General features: G+C 66.3%; 15 protein-coding genes and 2 pseudogenes. 1 reads left to right on the top strand and 16 read right to left on the bottom strand.

Annotated features, from left to right (window positions below; translation table 11 throughout):
* Positions 1-51 precede the first annotated feature (51 nt).
* The 10 genes and pseudogenes from KA712_25925 to KA712_25880 all read right to left on the bottom strand — a co-directional run bounded on the left by KA712_25925 (position 52) and on the right by KA712_25880 (position 10,006).
* Positions 52-821 (bottom strand): annotated as a pseudogene (locus KA712_25925) (ABC transporter ATP-binding protein).
* A gap of 68 nt (positions 822-889) precedes the next feature.
* Positions 890-2,524 (bottom strand): ABC transporter permease, encoded by a 1,635-nt coding sequence (locus KA712_25920; GenBank protein ID MCG5056393.1) that lies wholly within the window; start codon positions 2,522-2,524, stop codon positions 890-892.
* An 8-nt stretch (positions 2,525-2,532) separates the two neighbouring features.
* Positions 2,533-4,098 (bottom strand): lysine--tRNA ligase, encoded by a 1,566-nt coding sequence (gene lysS, locus KA712_25915; GenBank protein MCG5056392.1) that lies wholly within the window; start codon positions 4,096-4,098, stop codon positions 2,533-2,535.
* Between the two features lie 57 nt (positions 4,099-4,155).
* Positions 4,156-5,319, bottom strand: a pseudogene (prfB, locus tag KA712_25910) (peptide chain release factor 2).
* An 88-nt stretch (positions 5,320-5,407) separates the two neighbouring features.
* Positions 5,408-6,034 carry a gamma carbonic anhydrase family protein gene (locus KA712_25905; GenBank protein ID MCG5056391.1) on the bottom strand — a complete coding sequence of 209 codons (627 nt, stop codon included), beginning with the start codon at positions 6,032-6,034 and terminating at the stop codon, positions 5,408-5,410.
* Positions 6,035-6,119: 85 nt separating this feature from the next.
* Positions 6,120-7,526 carry an amidophosphoribosyltransferase gene (purF, locus tag KA712_25900; protein MCG5056390.1) on the bottom strand — a complete coding sequence of 469 codons (1,407 nt, stop codon included), beginning with the start codon at positions 7,524-7,526 and terminating at the stop codon, positions 6,120-6,122.
* A gap of 157 nt (positions 7,527-7,683) precedes the next feature.
* Positions 7,684-8,247: a polymer-forming cytoskeletal protein gene (locus tag KA712_25895; protein ID MCG5056389.1), complete on the bottom strand. Its 564-nt coding sequence runs from the start codon at positions 8,245-8,247 to the stop codon at positions 7,684-7,686.
* 8 nt (positions 8,248-8,255) lie between these two features.
* The gene (locus KA712_25890) at positions 8,256-8,570 is read right to left on the bottom strand and encodes a polymer-forming cytoskeletal protein (GenBank protein ID MCG5056388.1); all 315 of its coding nucleotides are present in this window, start codon (positions 8,568-8,570) and stop codon (positions 8,256-8,258) included.
* Between the two features lie 74 nt (positions 8,571-8,644).
* The gene (locus tag KA712_25885; protein MCG5056387.1) at positions 8,645-8,998 is read right to left on the bottom strand and encodes a polymer-forming cytoskeletal protein; all 354 of its coding nucleotides are present in this window, start codon (positions 8,996-8,998) and stop codon (positions 8,645-8,647) included.
* Between the two features lie 180 nt (positions 8,999-9,178).
* Positions 9,179-10,006 (bottom strand): hypothetical protein, encoded by an 828-nt coding sequence (locus KA712_25880; protein MCG5056386.1) that lies wholly within the window; start codon positions 10,004-10,006, stop codon positions 9,179-9,181.
* Positions 10,007-10,183: 177 nt separating this feature from the next.
* Here KA712_25880 and KA712_25875 point away from each other — a divergent pair, with 177 nt between their 5' ends.
* Positions 10,184-10,777, top strand: a complete 594-nt coding sequence (locus KA712_25875; protein ID MCG5056385.1) for a hypothetical protein — start codon at positions 10,184-10,186, stop codon at positions 10,775-10,777.
* 29 nt (positions 10,778-10,806) lie between these two features.
* On the opposite strand, the gene KA712_25870 is transcribed toward KA712_25875, so the two are convergent.
* Genes KA712_25870 through carA form a run of 6 tightly spaced genes read right to left on the bottom strand, consistent with a single transcriptional unit; the run spans position 10,807 to position 16,639 of the window.
* The gene (locus tag KA712_25870; protein ID MCG5056384.1) at positions 10,807-11,529 is read right to left on the bottom strand and encodes a hypothetical protein; all 723 of its coding nucleotides are present in this window, start codon (positions 11,527-11,529) and stop codon (positions 10,807-10,809) included.
* A gap of 57 nt (positions 11,530-11,586) precedes the next feature.
* The gene (locus KA712_25865; protein ID MCG5056383.1) at positions 11,587-12,483 is read right to left on the bottom strand and encodes a uracil-DNA glycosylase; all 897 of its coding nucleotides are present in this window, start codon (positions 12,481-12,483) and stop codon (positions 11,587-11,589) included.
* A complete protein-coding gene (locus tag KA712_25860; GenBank protein MCG5056382.1) occupies positions 12,480-13,454 on the bottom strand; it encodes a hypothetical protein in 975 nt (324 codons plus the stop codon). Before KA712_25860 ends, KA712_25865 begins: the two co-directional genes overlap by 4 nt.
* Positions 13,455-13,512: 58 nt before the next feature.
* Complete coding sequence (gene coaBC / locus KA712_25855) at positions 13,513-14,739, bottom strand: bifunctional phosphopantothenoylcysteine decarboxylase/phosphopantothenate--cysteine ligase CoaBC (GenBank protein MCG5056381.1); 1,227 nt, start codon at positions 14,737-14,739, stop codon at positions 13,513-13,515.
* 32 nt (positions 14,740-14,771) lie between these two features.
* Entirely contained in the window at positions 14,772-15,503 is a 732-nt protein-coding gene (locus tag KA712_25850; GenBank protein ID MCG5056380.1) for a hypothetical protein, read from the bottom strand.
* Positions 15,500-16,639: a glutamine-hydrolyzing carbamoyl-phosphate synthase small subunit gene (gene carA / locus KA712_25845; protein MCG5056379.1), complete on the bottom strand. Its 1,140-nt coding sequence runs from the start codon at positions 16,637-16,639 to the stop codon at positions 15,500-15,502. Before carA ends, KA712_25850 begins: the two co-directional genes overlap by 4 nt.
* Positions 16,640-16,656: the final 17 nt, after the last annotated feature.

Here is a 16,656-nt window from a genome sequence, read left to right as displayed (position 1 = left end):
CCAAAGCCCGAGGGCCTGAAGGACCTTCCGCAGGTGTAGAGAAGGTCGCATCTAGCCCACCACCTCCTCGATTACCCCGTCCACCATACGCAGGCGCCGGGGCACCTGCGCCGCCAGCTCGTCGTTGTGGGTCACGAGCAAGATCGTCATGCCCAGCTCGCGGTTCAGCTCGAAAAACATGCCGTGCATCTCACGGCTGGTCCGCGTATCGAGATTCCCCGTGGGCTCGTCGGCAAGCAGAAGCCGCGGCTTCAAGAACAAGGCCCGCGCCAATGCCACGCGCTGCTGCTCTCCCCCGGATAGCTCACCTGGCCGGTGGGTAAGCCGATGGGACAACCCGACCCTGTCCAGGATCTGCCGAGCTCGGGCCTCGCATTCTCGGCGGGGTTTTGACGCCGAATCAGACCTGGCATCATCGCGTTCTCCATCGCCGTGAACTCGGGCAGCAGGTGATGAAACTGGAAGACGAAGCCAATGTGGTTGTTCCTGAAGTCGGCGAGTTTCGTGGCCGAAAGCCTCGTCACATCGACCCCATCGAAGTGAATCTGTCCGGCACTGGGCAAATCGAGCGTTCCGAGCAAGTGAAGCAGGGTCGACTTGCCGACTCCGGAAGCGCCCACGACGGCCGCGATTTCGCCTGCCCCCAGCTCGAGGTTGATGCCCCGGAGCACGTCGAGGGACCTCTCTCCGTGCTGGAAGGTCTTCGTCACGCCCACCGTGCGCACGTGCACCCCCCCTGCAAGGGGACGTTGCGGGGGAAGCCCAGCGGCAAACGTTAATGACGCGACGCCAGCCGGCCCGCCGACCACGGTAGTGCTCATGAACGGCGTCACCGTATCCACCCGTTCGTCGAGTGTCAAACCGACACGTCCTTCTGGGCGGGGGGTGTTCATTCGTAGCGAAGCCCTTCCACCGGGCGGAGGCGCGAGGCCAGCTGTGCGGGGTAAACCGCTGCCAAAATGGCAAGCGCCAGCGCGACACCAGAGATGCCGAGCACCTCTACCGGGCGCATGACCACGGGCAACTGATCGATGTAGTAGATGTCGCTCGGCAGGGGCAGGCCATAGGTTTCCATCAGGAGGCAAGCTGCCACCCCGACCAGTGCACCGAAGACGCTCCCAAGCAGGCCGATGTAGAGGCCCTCGAGAAGAAACACCCGGCGGATCCCCCCGTTCGTGGCGCCCATGCCCTTGAGAATCGCGACCTCCCTGCCCTTTTCGGTGACCAGCATGAAGAGATTCGAGACGATCGAGAACGATGCAACCAGGGCGATGAACGCCAGCGCGATGAACATCGCGATCTTCTCGAGCCGCAAAGCCAGAAACAGTGCCCTGTTCAAGTCCTCCCAGGTGCGAACGCGGTAGCCCGTGCCCAGCTTCGCCGCGAGCAGGTCGGCGACCCCCCGGGCGTCCTCGGCCCGACGGGTGCGCACGTCGATTCCAGTGATTTCGCCCGGCATGTGGAGGAAGCGCTGTGCCTCCGACAAATGCACGTAGGCCAGCTTTGAGTCGTATTCGTACATGCCGCTCTTGAAGTGTCCGGCCACCCGGAAGGGGCGGCTTTGGGGCATCGGGCCCGAGGGGCCGACCCCGCACAGGGGGCAGACGATATCGACCCCGTCCCCCACGAATAAACGCAAGGTCCGGGAGAACAATTCCTCGCCCAGGAATACGGCGGGCGTTTCGACGCCAAGGGGTGAGCGCGTGATCACGCGGGCGCCTCGGGGAAAGATGTCGCCCGCACCGACGTCGTCCCCTTCGCTGTCCACGTCGGGCTCTGCGTCGTCAGCTGACTTCCCATCCGCGGAGCCATCCGGGTGGACGAGCGCCTCGGGAAGGGGCGCAGGCTCCACGTGCTCGACCTGATCGTCGGGGCGTGCGGCGGGCTGCAAATCACGCATGTCACCCTCTTTGAGGTGCCGCCCGAGATCGAGCACCCGTGCAGCGGAAGACGGTTCGATCCCGCGGAGCACGATCCCGGCGGGTGTGTTTCCGCTTCGGATCATCAGCTCGGCTTCGAGGAAGGGCGTGACGCCTTCGACGTTTGGTAGTGCGGCGATCTCGGACAACAGGGGTCGCCAGTTCACGAAGGGGGTCTCCCCGTCCGATTCCACGACCAGGTCCGCCTTCCAACCGCGGATCTTCCCCTTCAAGTCCGATTCAAAGCCAGACATCACGGACAAGGCTACGATGGGGGCGGCGGTTCCCAGGAACACGCCGAAGATCGAAAAAGCCGTGAACACGGTGAACCGGCTGAACAGCACGCCCAAGTAGACCAGCAGCGCCCCCAGCCCAGCGCTGACCACGCCGGCGGTCTTCACGTAACCAAGCAGCCGCAGCTGCCGGTAAGGCAAAAACAGGTCTGCGGATGACGACAGCTTCGCCGTCCATTGGCTGGCCACGAGCACCGCGGCCAGGCCAAGGATGGATAGGCCCACCCCCACGAACAACGTTCGTGGCAGCCGGGCGGGACGGCCCCGGAGGTGCCGCCAAGCCACGAACCATTCGAAGCCGCGTGCGGGCATGAAACCGCTTACTCGGGGCGCATCAACGGGAACAGGATCACGTCCCGGATGCTGGGCTGATCGCAGAGCAGCATCACCAGCCGGTCGATACCGATGCCTTCGCCCGCCGTGGGCGGCAAGCCGTACTCGAGGGCCCTGCAGTAGTCCTCGTCGTAGTCCATCGTTTCGTCGGCGCCCCGATCCTTTGCCTCCACCTGGCGTGCGAAGCGCTGGCGTTGGTCGATGGGATCGTTGAGCTCGGAAAAAGCATTCGCGTGCTCACGCCCGACGATGAACAGCTCGAACCGGTCGACTTTGCGGGGATCGTCGTCATTCCGGCGGGACAAAGGTGACGTCTCCGCCGGGTACTCGTAGACGAAAACGGGCCGGTCGAAAGGAAGGGCCAGCTCACCGCCGTAGTCGAACAGCGCTCCGACCCGTTCGCCGTGACTGCTGCACTTCCGCAGCACTGCCGCCAGCTCGTCCTTTCGTTCGGCCAAGCCCGTGCGGCCAATCCACCCGAGCAGTGCCTCTTCGTCTTCCAACACCCCGCGCTCGAGATTGTCCGGAAGCAGCCCCTGCTTCGACGCGGTGAGAATCGCCTCTTTCATCGGCAGACGTGGCCAGGGGCGCGACAGATCGACGTGGCGCCCTTCGTAGGTAACGCTTTCGTTTCCGCGCACCTCTCGGGCAAGCTCGGCGAAGAGCTCTTCCGTGAGCTCCATCAGGTCCTCGAACGTGGCGTAGGCCTGATAGAACTCGAGCATCGTGAACTCGGGGTTGTGTTTGCGCGAAAGCCCCTCGTTGCGGAAGTTGCGGCCGATCTCGTAGACGCGATCGAAGCCCCCCACGACGAGCCGCTTGAGAAACAGCTCGGGCGCGATGCGCATGAAGAGGTCGAGGTCGAGCGCATTGTGATGGGTGGAGAACGGCCGGGCGGCGGCGCCCCCCAGGACGGTGTGCATCATGGGCGTCTCGACCTCGAGGTAGTCCCGAGAATCGAAGAACCGCCGGATGGCCGATACGATCCGTGACCGTTTCTTGAAGACCTCCCTCACCTCGTCGTTGACGATGAGATCGACGTATCGCTGCCGGTAGCGGGTCTCGACGTCTTGTAAACCGTGCCACTTTTCCGGTAGAGGCCGAATGGCCTTGGTCAGGACCACGAAAGATTCAGCCAAGACGGTGAGTTCTCCCGTTTTGGTGAACATGGCCGGGCCCGTCACGCCGATGAAGTCGCCGCGCTCGATCTTTTTGAACACATCGTACATGCCCTCGGGCAAGGTGTCGGCCTTGAGCCAACACTGCACCGTCTCCGTACGATCACGCAGCTTGATGAATGTGGCTTTGCCGAATCCCCGATGGGCGACGACGCGGCCCGCGATGGCGAAGCGCTCGCTGTCGAGCAGTTTGGGGGGGGCGCTCCGGTCGGCAGGGTGCTCGTAGCCCTCCGGTGCCGTGGCGCCGAAGCGTTCCACGAGGGCGCCGATGTCGTGGCTGGGCTGCCACCCGTTTGCGTAGGGGTTGAGTCCAGCCGCCCGAAGCTCGTCGGCCTTCCGTTGCCGTTCGGCAATGAGTTCCTTCTCGTCCGCCATGAGGGTTTCCTGTGTCGCGTCTTGTGTGAGAGAAAGTGAGGCGCGGTCGGCGGTCCGTTATGGAGCGTCTGACTCAGTCCTGCCTTCGCGTACGGCCGTCATGGGGTCGCCTGCCAAAAGCAGCAGCATGGCTTCCATGAAGGGGTCCAGATCCCCGTCGAGCACGCCATCCACGTCGCTCGCCTTGAGCTCTGTGCGATGATCGTTCGCGAGTTTGTAAGGAGCGAGGACGTAAGACCGAATCTGGCTGCCCCACTCGATGGCTTTCTTCTGGGCATTGATGTTGCCCATCTTCTCCTCCTGCTTTTTCTGCTCGAGCTCGAGCAGCTTGCCCTTGAGGATGCGCATCGCCGTGTTCCGGTTCTTGTGTTGGGAGCGCTCTGATTGGCAGTGAACCGCGATCCCGGTCGGCAGGTGCGTGATGCGTACGGCGGACTCCGTCTTGTTGACGTGCTGGCCGCCCGCGCCGCCCGAACGCATGACGTCGATGCGCAGGTCCTTCTCGTCGATCTCTATCTCGATGCTCTCGTCGATGTCAGGGTAGACGAAGACGGACGCAAAAGACGTGTGCCGCCGCGCTTGCGCGTCGTAGGGGGAAATGCGTACGAGGCGATGCACCCCCGACTCGGCCCGTAGGTAGCCGTAAGCCCAGTCGCCCGTGATGCCCAGCGTGCAGCTCTTGATTCCCGCTTCTTCGCCGGGCTGCAGGTCCAAGATCTCCACCGCGTACCCGCGGCGTGCCGCCCAGCGTGTGTACATCCGCTGCAGCATTTGCGCCCAGTCCTGCGACTCTGTGCCGCCCGCACCGGCGTTGATCGACAACAGCGCGCCCTGGCGGTCGTGAGGACCGGACAGCATGCGTGCGAACTCCAGGCTGCGCACCCCCGCCTCGAGCTTCTGAACGGCCGCGTCGACCTCCAGGATCGTGGCTTCGTCCCGGGCTTCTTCGCCGAGGTCCAGCAGAACCCCGGCGTCTTCGAGCCCCCGCTCTTGGCGGTCGAAGGTGTCCACCTCCTGCTTGAGGCGGGCCTGCTCTTTCAGGAAGCCCTGGGCTTTTTCTTGATCTTCCCAGAACGTGGGAGAGCCGGAGAGCGCTTCGAGCTCGGCGATGCGGCGTCTTTTAGCCGCGACGTCAAAGATACCCCCTTAGCGCACTTAGGCGCTTGTTGAGGTCCACGAGGCGTTCACGAATCGGGCCGATTTCCATGGCCGGCGCAGAATAGCAGGAAGGTTTCGTCACGACACAAAACATCGCGCGTGAAGACAGCGACAAAATGCCTGACGTGTCGCGGGGTTGGCCCGGAGAGCGCTAGCCCTGCCGCAGGCTATCGCGCAGGTAGTTCTCCTTGAGTCGGGTGTACTTTCCCGCGAGGGCCACGGCAAAGGCCTCGTCTGTCTCCGAGAGGCTGCGGACCACCTTGGCGGGAACGCCCAGAACCAAACTGCGGGGAGGTACGATGGTGCGGGGGGGCACCACGGCGCCCGCGCCGACCACGGAGCCGTGGCCGATGACCACATCGTCCAGCACTGTGGCCTGCATACCAACGAGGCACCCAGGCTCGATCCGACAGCCATGCAGCATGGCCCGGTGTCCCACCACCACGTCGGTCTCGACCACACAGGGGCTGCTGTCGCCCACGTGCAGAACGGCGCCGTCTTGAACATTGCTGCGCGCGCCGACGCGGACGGGCGCCAGGTCGCCGCGCAGGACGGCCCCGTACCAAACCGACACGTCATCGTCCAGCTCGACCTCCCCGACCACGGCCGCCCCGGGAGCCACCAGGACCCGGGTCCCGAAGCGAGGCAGTTTGTCGAGGTAGCGGTCGATGAAGGCCCTCGGATACGGAAGCCTCAGAGCTTCGAGATGCCGATCCAAATCGGCCCCGCCTGCCAGCGGGCCCGGAACGAGGGGAACGGATGTGGTCGATGTCGCCATGATGCCCGCCCGTTATATCAAGCGGCGGGCCGCCCGGGCCTTCGCATCCACCACAGGGTTGAGATGCCGCGCGGCCTGATCGGGCTCAGGCCGTGATGAGGCGAAGCTGCCGCAAACGCGCGGGTGGCACCACGGTGATGGGGTACCGGTTCGAGAAGCAGGCGTCGCACAGGCCGTTGTTTTCCGGCTCGGCTTCGCCATCCCGCGCCGAGCGCCCGAGCGCCGCGTGCAAGCCCTCCAACGAGAGGTAACCGAGGCTGTCGGCCCCCACGAATTGCCGGGTCTCGTCGAGGGTATGCGTGGCGGCGATCAGCTCCTCTCGCGACGGCGTATCGATCCCGTAGTGGCAGGGTCCCACCGTGGGCGGCGAGCTGATCCGCATGTGAACCTCTTTCGCACCTGCCGATCGGATCATGCCAATGATCTTTCGGGAGGTGGTGCCGCGAACGATCGAGTCATCTACCACCACCACCCGTTTGCCCGCGAGCACCTCGCGCACCGGCGAAAGCTTCAACTTGACGCCGAAGTGCCGGATGGACTGGCTCGGCTCGATGAAGGTGCGGCCCACGTAGTGTGAGCGCATCAGGCCCTGACCGAAAGGAATGCCACTTTCGCGGGCGTACCCGATGGCAGCCGCCACGCCAGAATCTGGGACGGGAACGACCACGTCGGCGTCCACCGCGTGTTCGACGGCCAAACGGCGCCCCATGGCCTCGCGGGCGCTGTAGACCGAAAGGCCACCCACGGTCGAATCGGGCCGTGCGAAGTACACCCACTCGAAGGCGCAGCGGTGGGGCGGCTCGGTCTTGAAGGGGCGAACGCTTCTGAGGCCGTGTGCGTCTACGATCACCATCTCGCCGGGATCGAGGTCGCGCACGTACTCGGCTTCGATGAGCTCGAAGGCGCAGGTCTCGGATGCCACCACCCAGGTGTCCTTGTGCCGTCCGATGGCCATCGGCCTGATGCCCATGGGATCCCGGGCGGCGATGAGCATCGATTCGGTGAGGACAGCCAATGAAAAGGCACCCCGAACCACCCGCAGCGCATCGGCCACCCGTTCGGGCAGGCCCCCTTCGCGGGAGCGGGCGATGAGGTGAAGGATGACCTCGGTATCCGACGTGGTCTGGAAAATGGACCCCTCGTCCTCGAGGCGCGTCCGAAGCTCGTCCGCGTTCACGAGATTGCCGTTGTGGGCGATGGCGAGCGAGCCGCCCGAGTAATCCACCGCGATCGGCTGCGCGTTTTTCAGGCTGGACTCGCCCGAGGTGGAGTAACGCACGTGCCCGATGGCGGCAAAGCCGGGCAGACCCGCCAAGCGGTCAGCGTCGAAGATCTCGCTGACCAGCCCCATCTCCCGCACCCAGCGTAACCGCTGGCCGTCCGAGGAGACGATGCCCGCCGACTCTTGGCCCCGGTGCTGAAGGGCGTGGAGCCCCAAGTACGCGAGGTTCGAGGCTTCAGGGTGCCCGAAAATGCCGATGACTCCGCACATGCGCGGGCCGAAAGTAGCACAGGCCCATGGGCGCTGCCGGGGGATCTTCGAAGAATCGCCGCGCCCGGCTCGATACCTCAGGCCGTTCAGCCCCCGCCAGATAAGGCACGGCCCTCGCCGAACGGAGACGCTCGGGCAAGGGCCTGGCGTGCGCCCGTCAGCGACGCTTGACGGCTTTTTTGCGAGCCCACGAGGGCGTCTGGGCCGCCGCCGTGGTGGCCCGGGGTGCCGGCGCGGCAGCTCGGGGTGGTGCGGGCCGAGCCTGGGGTGCCGGCGCAGGCGTCACGGCGGCCACACGTGACGGTGGCGCGAGCCGAGGAGGCGCCTTCGCCGCCGCGGGGGCAGAGCTGATGCTCACCTTTTCGCTGCGGGCCGTAGCGGAGGCGGCTCGCGCGAGATCCACGGGTCCCATTTCGATCCGTCCGCGGTAAGCCGCGCCCGCTTCGATCGCCACCTTCGGCGCCGAGATGTTTCCGACCACACGCGCCTTCGGCGTGAGCCGCACCAACGAGCTGGCGGTGATGCCCCCGACCACGACCCCCGAGACCGTAACGTTCCGGGCCTCGACGTCGGCTTGGAGGATCGCGCCCGGCTCGACGCTCAGGTCTTCGCTGATGTGGATACGACCGTCGACCCTACCCTGAACGACGAGGGAGTCGTCGCCGCGCACCTCGCCGACGACGTGGGCCCCCTGCCCGATGACTGTGTGCTTCGTGACCATGCGCGACCTCAAACGTCCATGTCGACGTTGCCCTTGAACGAGGCACCGTCGGCGATCATGATGCGCGCCGCGCGAGCGTCGCCCACCATGCGTCCTTCAGGACGCACTTCGAGGCGTTCGCGCGCCACCACGTTTCCCGTGAGCTTGCCGCCGACGGTGACCGCCTGGGCCTCGAGGTCGGCTTCCACGGTGGCGCCGGACTCGATGACGATGCCCTGGGCCACAGCCACCTTCCCCTTCACCGTGCCGAGAATCGTGAGCGATTCCTCGCCGCGGATTTCACCTTCGATCGTGATGTTGGTGCCGATGACCGTGTTCGCCATGGATCTGCCGTCCTTATCTTGTTTCGCCATGAGAGATGAACCTTAGACCGTCTGCTGAGGCCGCTTCGCGCGCCTCACGCCCCCGCCGTCAGCTCGGGGGGGAGCTCGACGTCCATTTCCACCGTGCCGGAAAACTGAGCCCCTTCAGCCACCACGATCTGAGGAGCCCGGATGACCCCCACCACGCGGGCACTGGGGTGCAACGTGGCCACCTTGCGGGCGACGACTTCGCCCTTGAGCGCCCCGCGGATGTCGGCTTCGATCACGTCGACGTCAGCCTCGACGGCGCCCGACTCTTCCACGAAGAGCTTGCTGTCGAGTCCCACGCGCCCTTCGACGCGCCCTTCGACGACCAAGTCCTGGTTGCCGGAGATCTGGCCAGTGACAGTGATGCTGCTTCCAATGTGACAGGGCTCTTTTGCGGCCATGAAATCCTGCTTTCGTCCTTCTTGCGTCCGTGTGCGGGGCACGCCCGGGCCGGCGTACGCGATGACAAGGCCCGAAGGCCGTGCCAGCCCGGACGCAAGCTAACCCTGCCGATCCACAGTGTCAACGACGTCGGGGACGCCCTGTGGGAAGGGCAAATGGCTCCCCGCGCGGAGACGCGCTCAGAACTCGCCCATGAGCGCAAAGCCGGGGTAAACAATGAAGGTACCGAGGTCCACGCTTCGGTCGCCCAAACTCGGCGCAACCAGGTCAGCGCGTCCGGCGTATTGAACCAGGTTCAACTCGAACCCCAGATATACCCACTCGTAACCCAAGGCCACCCCGGCCTGGCCTCCGAAGTAAACGCCGGAGGCCTCGGCGGAGGCGAACACCGTCTGCGCTGCGAGGCCCCCCGCCGCCGGAAGATCCAGCCGGAGTGACGTACTGGCCGTGGCGAACAACAACCGCGGCCCTCCCCACAGGCGATACCAGGACGCGCGCTTGCCGAAGGTGATGGGCACGTCCACGGTCCAGCGCACGAAGTCGTCGATACGGACGATGTCGAGCACGTTGCCCACGCGAAACGAAAAGCTTTGGCGAGCCACGCCGAGGCCCAGGGAGAGATCCCAGCCCCGGCCGTCCTCCTCCTGCGTCCATAGCTGATATCGGCCCCCGAGGCGGTACCCACCGCCCGCGTAGCGCAGCGCGATCTCGACGTTCGTTCCTGCACCGTAAGCCAGGGCGAAGTGTTGAATGAGCGCCGGAGGGTTCAAGGCCAGGTTGAGGCCGGCGTCGATCACCGCCAGCTGTTCGGCTTCCGTCAGGGGCCGCTGGGTCGCCTGGGTGGCGAGGCGCCGACCCACGTCGATGGTGTCGAGGATGCCTCCCGTCGGGAGCGACAGGTCGGCCCCCATCTCGGCCTGAAGGTGCCCTTTGGGCGCAACGTGGGCGGGCTGAAAGCTGGATAGAGACGTGGCGCAGGAGGAGCTGCAGGCGAGGGATCCAAGCAGAAAGGCGAGGACGGGGCGCCGCCGCAGATCCGGGCCAGGGCTGAGCTCAATCTCGGTACACGCGCCTCGGGACGTCTCGTCGGCTGCCATGCCCGCTTTCTATCGCGATTTGCGGGCAGGCGCGATTTGCGGGCAGGCGTCACACGTCAGACGCGTCGGGCCTCGTATACTCGCCCCGTGGTGACGGATCCCCTACCGCCCGCCGCGGAGGAGCGCGTGGTGTTCGCGAAGAGCGACGCGCTCACCACGTTTGACCTTCCGGCCGGAGAGCCGCTGCAAAGGCTCTGCGCGACCTTGAAAGAGGCACTCGGCGGCGGCAAGGCGCCGCCCGTCCGCAAAGCGGGGCTGGCCCTGCTCGAACATCTTGCGTCGTTCTATGCCGTGCGGGCGCCGGGGCTCTCGGTCCTCGGCGTGCGACCGCATCACGTCCTCGAGGGACACTTCAGTTACGAGCTCTTCGGAGACTACACGCCCTCGACGGAGAAGATCCGGGTGTGGATGCGGACAGCCATCCTGGGGAAGGTGACCAGCCACCGCGGGCTCCTGAACACCTTGGTCCACGAATTCTGTCACCACCTGGACCTGGTTCATCTCGGGCTGGCAGACACCCCGCACACCCGGGGCTTCTACGCGCGGGTGGATGCGCTTTACCATCTGTGTCTCGGGACGCCCGCCGAAGCGCGCATGCCGCTGCTTTGGCGCAAGCGTGGCCCCGTGTGGGTGGCGGACTGGCCCCGCATGCGGGCGGCAATCGCGCCTCGACGGCCCTGACACCAACGGACGTCACGCCGCGCTGGTCTTCAGGCCGCGTAGCGGGACGCCGCCCGCGAACAGAACCCGCACCCCTCCTCGTGGGCATGATCGCGCCCTCCGTTGCTGGCCCGCCGCTCCGTATCGAGGGTGTTGAGAAGAAGGCCCTCCGGGGCTGCCTTCTGCGCCTCCGCGAGTTCCTGGCGTGCCTCGGCTTCGAGGGCCGCCGCGTCCGCAGCCACGGCGCGGTCTTGGCTCGAGGGCTGAGCCGGTGCGAGCGCGGCGGCGCGAACGGTTTGGGCGTTCCGGATGGTCTCCTCGGGGGTGCGCCCCTTTTCCACCTGAACTTGAACCTCGCCCTCGACCGCATAGCGCTTACCGTCGGGCCCCTGTTCGTAGCTGTACGAGGGACCTCCCCCAAGCCCTCCAGCGGCGGCGGCGTGCGCGGCCTCGTGGGCCCGTACTTCGGCATCTCGCGCCGCCAAACGTTGCACCTCGGCCTTCTCCTCGGCCTCGAGCGGTTTGCCTCCCGCCCCTCGCGCCTCGGAACCCGAAGACGAACCTTCGCCCTCTTTCTTCGCGCCAGGTGACGGCCGGCCGCCGTCGCGTCCCGCCTCGGCCCGCGCCGCCTGGGCGCGTTCAGAAAGCTCCACGATGACGCCCGCTTCGCCGGAACTCCGGGGTTCGACGGCGGCGGGCGCACGCTCGGCGCGCGCACGGCGAAGAGGGCCGGAGGCAGCCAGCGGCGAGGACGAAGCGACGTCGATGCGCATGAGCGAAAGCCAACAGGGGAATTCGGCAGAGGCTCGCTTCGACTTGAGTTCGCGCGTTCACGCACGAGGTGGATGAGGCGGCTCGATGCCCATGTCCCGCAGCGCGGCCATCACCGCTTTCAGGTCCTGCCAGACCAGGCGTTTGCCGTCGGGATTCCGCAAGAGATAGGCGGGGTGGAAGGTGGGCATGGTCCTCCTTCCTTCGTAGGTACCCCAGGTTCCCCGCAACCGCGTGATTGGCGTGTCCGTGTGCAGCAGGCAGTGCGCGGCAAACTTGCCGAGCGCGACGATGACGCGCGGATTGAGCGCCGCCAGCTGCTGTTTGAGGAACGGCTCGCAGGCGGCCACCTCGTCCGGCTCGGGGTTGCGGTTGCCTGGCGGTCGACACTTGATGACGTTGCAGATGTAGACCGTCTCCCGCGAGTAGCCCATGGCTTCGATCATTTTGGTGAGCAGCTGGCCCGCGGCGCCCACGAAGGGTTCACCTCTCACATCTTCCTCGGCCCCGGGCGCCTCTCCCACGAAGACCAGGTCGGCCTCGGGGTTCCCCACCCCGAACACCAAGTTCTTCCGACCTTGCGAAAGCCCACAGCGGGTGCACTCCCCAAGGACCTCTTGCACGACCCGTAGGGCTTCGTGCCCCTGCCCCTGCCCCTGCCCCTGGCCCACGCAGGCCCCCTCGCCTCCCGGGTCGATGCGGCCCGCGGGCGTGTCCAAGATCTCTTCACGAGAGATCGGCTCCGGCTCGATCCCTATGGCCGCCGCGGCGGAGTCCATGACGGCCGGCTTTTCGACGGCCGAGGGGCGCTGGACGGGGCTTCGGCCGGGCGGAACGCCCAAAGCCCCCCAGCGCGCCGACCAGGCGAGGCGGGTACGAAACTGCGCCGCCAGTCTTCCAAGGGCCTCCCGAGGATCCTCGTCGAGCTCGGCCGAGGGGCGTTCTTCGGTGCTCATCTGCCCACCACCATCGCGTCGAGGGCGATCCCGTAATAGAACGCGCCCAAGGTATCGCCAGGAAGACCGGGGCCCCGTCCCGGCGCGCCCCCCGCGGCGTCAGCCCGGCGGGCAAGCTCAGCCAGGACCTGGGAGTGGCTCGCCAAGAACCGCTCGTCGTGAGAGAGGACGAAGGCCCGTCCCGCGGCTGCTGCCACACAGGCGTTCCAGGCTGTCTCGTCAGTTGCCCGGGGGAGAAAGCCGGAAGGGAAATGGGCTGCCACCCGCTCTCTCAGCCAGCTGCCGACGAACGGCGTTTCGCCCTCCGTGGCCATGAGCGCCAACATGGCCGTGGCGTTGGTGGAGGAAAAGTCGAACAGGTCGTCCGGCTCGCTCGGCTCGTGAGCAAAGTTGGGGGCCTGCTTCGTGCTGAAGGACCTGTCGACAAACCGCGCCACCGCCGAGAGCAGCCCACGGTCCGCCATCGCTCGCGCGAAATCCGCGAGGTTCCAGGCAAGGAAACCCGGATCGGCAAAGCCCCGGGCGTTCAGATCTTCGAGGTCGGCGAGGTAAGAGGCCAAAAGCCTCGCCGCGCGCTCTCCGTAGCGGCGCCAATCCCCGCTATGGGTGAGCGCGGCCGTCGCGAGCCCTGCACGCAGGACCATCGCGCAATCGTAAGCCGCTTCATCACTGGCGGCGGCGCTGAGTGAGTCAGGAACGAAGTGATCCCACGCCGACTCGACAAAGGCCCACGCGGCTCCTATCTGGCGACCGAAGCGAGGCTCGCCGGTGATCAGCTGGGCCCGGGACCAGAGCCAGATCGCCGCGAGCGTGCCATGAAAGTCGTCGGTCTCCTCTCCTTCCCACATGGCCACGGCGCCTGGGGAAACCGGCCCGGACTGACGGGCGGCGAGCGTGTCGCCGGCCCGCAAGAGCCTCCGACCCGCTTCGAGCCTGTAGTATTCGAGGAGCTGTTCCCGACGCGTCGACACGACCGCCAAACTATCTGAAGGTTCTCCAGGTGTAAACGCACGCCTTGAACGCAGAGGTTCAAGCAATCAGGGGCGCGAGATGGTCCCAGATCGCTTCGGCGAAGCGCCGCTTGGCGGAGCGGGGCAAGACGATGTCGGGCCCCTCGGCACGGACGATCCAGCCGGCGTTGTTTTCGCTGCCGAAGCCGATGTCCGTCCCGCTCACGTCGTTTGCGATGACCACGTCGCAGCGCTTCTCCTGCAGCTTGGCGCGCGCCCTTTGCCTCAAGGTCTCTTCCGTGTCGGCCACCTCGGCAGCAAAACCCACGAGCACCGGCTTCGAGGTCCCCTGGCGGGCCCTGCCGAGGTCCGCCAAAATGTCCGGGTTTGGCGTCAGTTCCAAGGTCGATACCCCTTCCCGACGAGACAACTTGCCCCGTACCTGCGCGACCGGTCGAAAATCGGCCACAGCCGCGGTCATCACCACGACATCGACGTCCACCGAGGCGTGCATGACGGCCTCATGCATCTCGAGAGCCGTCTCGACATCGATACGCGCCTCCACGCCCCCGGGCGTGGGCAGCTGAACGGGCCCGGCGACCAGGGTGACCCGCGCGCCCCGGGCAGCCGCGACGGCGGCGAGCGCGAAGCCCATTTTACCCGACGATCGGTTGCCCAGGAAACGAACGTCGTCGACGGGTTCGTGCGTAGGCCCGGCCGTCACCACCACGCGCTTTCCAGCGAGCGAGGGGCTTCCGGTCAGGTGCGCCCGGGCAGCGTCGCGAATGAGCTCAGGCTCGATCATGCGGCCCGCGCCTATCCAGCCGCAGGCCAGGGGACCGCTCTCGGGGCCCACGGTGAAGAAGCGTCCCGTATCCAGCAAGCGGCCGAGGTTGGCTTGAGTCAGGAGATTTTCCCACATGTTCACGTTCATGGCGGGCGCCAGGAGCACCGGGGCACGGCTGGCCAGCACGACGGTTGACAAAAGATCGTTGGCGAGGCCACCAGCAAATCTCGCCATGGCGTCGGCCGTGGCGGGGGCGACGACCACCAAGTCGGCTTCGTCGGCCAGACGGATGTGGCCTACCTCCGCTTCTTCAGAGGCGTCGAGCAGGTGGCGGGCCACCTTGTGACCGGACAGGGTCTGCATCGTCATGGGGGTGACGAAGGCCTCGGCCGCGGCCGTCATGACCACACGCACATGGGCGCCGTCCTTGACGAGCAGACGACAGAGCTCAGCCGCCTTGTAGGCGGCGATGCCCCCGGTGACACCGAGCAAGATCCGTTTACCTTCGAGGGCGGCCATGCACGCAGTGTACACGGGCCAAGGGCCCGCGATCAGGGAGTGGCTTCGGGAGCGAGCGCGCTCCGCGGCTCCCCTACTCTGGATTCGCCGTAAATGCGCACCGCCGAGATGTGCCGGCTGCGGTGCCAGCGCAAGTGAAGGCGGGCGAGCTGAAAAACTACCTCCTTCGGAGACACCCCGGCGGCGAGGGCGCCGTCGACGTGAGCGAGGACTTCCTGGCGAGCTTCACGAGGGTGAAACAGAAACGTCTTGCCAAAGACGACCCGCTCACCGTCCCACAGCAAGCGGGCCTCGACGATCTGCCCCTCCTCGAAGCCCACGGTGCTGCGACGTTCGGTCACCACGAACCGCGCCCCCCCGAGGAGGTCCTCGAGTTCGACGGTGTCATCCGTGACGGTCCCCACGTCGAAGAGGCTGCGGTGGCTGCTGCACAGCGCTGCCAAAGCGCGTGCCGTCTCCGAGGGAACGCCACCTTGGGCGTTCGCTTCTCGTTCGAGCCAAACGAGAGCGGGGGGCGCGCCCACGCCCTCCAGGGGTCGCTCGAGGACGTACCACTCGAGGAAGGCCGCAAGACGGCTCTCGAATATGTCCCCGTCGTCGTCGAACACCTTGCCAGCGTGGTCGAAGTACTCGGCCTTGGCCCTCAGGGCCTCCTCGCGGTAGGCCCCCTCTGCGTGGCGCGCGACGAGCTGCTCGGCGATCCTGTGCAGCACGGCCACGCCCGCAGACGGCGAGGCCCCCTGCGAATCCGTCGCGTCGCTCACCGCGTGTTTTCGTCCATGAGGCGGACGAAGCGGCCAAACAAGTATCCAGCGTCGTTCGGACCCGGGGACGCTTCGGGGTGGTACTGCACGCTGAACACGGGCAGCTGCTCGTGCCGTAGGCCCTCCACCGTACGGTCGTTGAGGTTGACGTGGGTCAGAACGGCTTTGCCGGCCAGGGAGTCCACGTCGACGCAGAAGCCGTGGTTCTGCGAGGTGATCTCCACCTTGCCCGTCGACATGTCCATGACCGGGTGGTTGGCTCCGTGATGGCCGAACTTCAGCTTGTAGGTCTTGCCTCCCAGGGCGAGACCCAGGATCTGATGACCGAGGCAGATGCCGAACAGCGGAGTCTTCGAGGCCACGAGCTCCTTGACGGCTTCGATGCCGTAAGCAACCGGGGCGGGGTCGCCCGGTCCGTTCGAGAGAAACACGCCCGACGGTTTGAGGGAGAGAACCTCCTTGGCAGAGGTATGGGCCGGCACGACCGTCACCCGGCAGCCCGCCTGGCGCAGGTGCCGCAGGATGCCCCGCTTGATGCCGAAGTCGTAGGCCACCACGTGGTGCTTGTCGGCCGGAAGCGGCGTAGCGGTGCCGGGGGCCTGCCACAAACCCTCGTTCCAGGCGTAGATCTCGGGCGTGGTGACCGTTTCGGCCAGGTCGCAACCCTCCATCGAGGGCGCGGCCTTGGCCTTGCGCACGGCGGCCTCGGGCTCGTTCACGTTGCGCGTGACGATGGCCCTTTGGGCCCCCGAGATGCGCAACCGGCGTGTGACCGCACGGGTGTCGATGCCTGAGATGCCGGCCACGTTGTACTTGGCCATCAAGGCCCCGAGCGACCCGGTGGCGCGCCAGTTCGACACGCGCGCGGAGAGCTCGCGAACCACGAATCCCGAAGCAAAGGGCTGCCGGGACTCGAAGTCTTCGGGATTGATGCCCACATTGCCGATCTGCGGCGCCGTCATGAGCACAATCTGGCCCTTGTACGACGGATCGGTCAGGACCTCCTGGTAGCCGGTGATCGCCGTGTTGAACACCAGCTCGCCAAAGCCGTCGGTCTCGGCGCCGAAGCCCTGTCCCCGAAATACGGTTCCGTCTTCGAGAGCCAGCAGGGCGGGAGATCCAGACAGTTCTTCCATCGATCCGTGTTCCGGGG

The organism is Myxococcales bacterium (assembly GCA_022184915.1).
Classification (GTDB): domain Bacteria; phylum Myxococcota_A; class Polyangia; order Fen-1088; family Fen-1088; genus JAGTJU01.
This window is presented reverse-complemented; position numbering and strand designations above follow the sequence as displayed.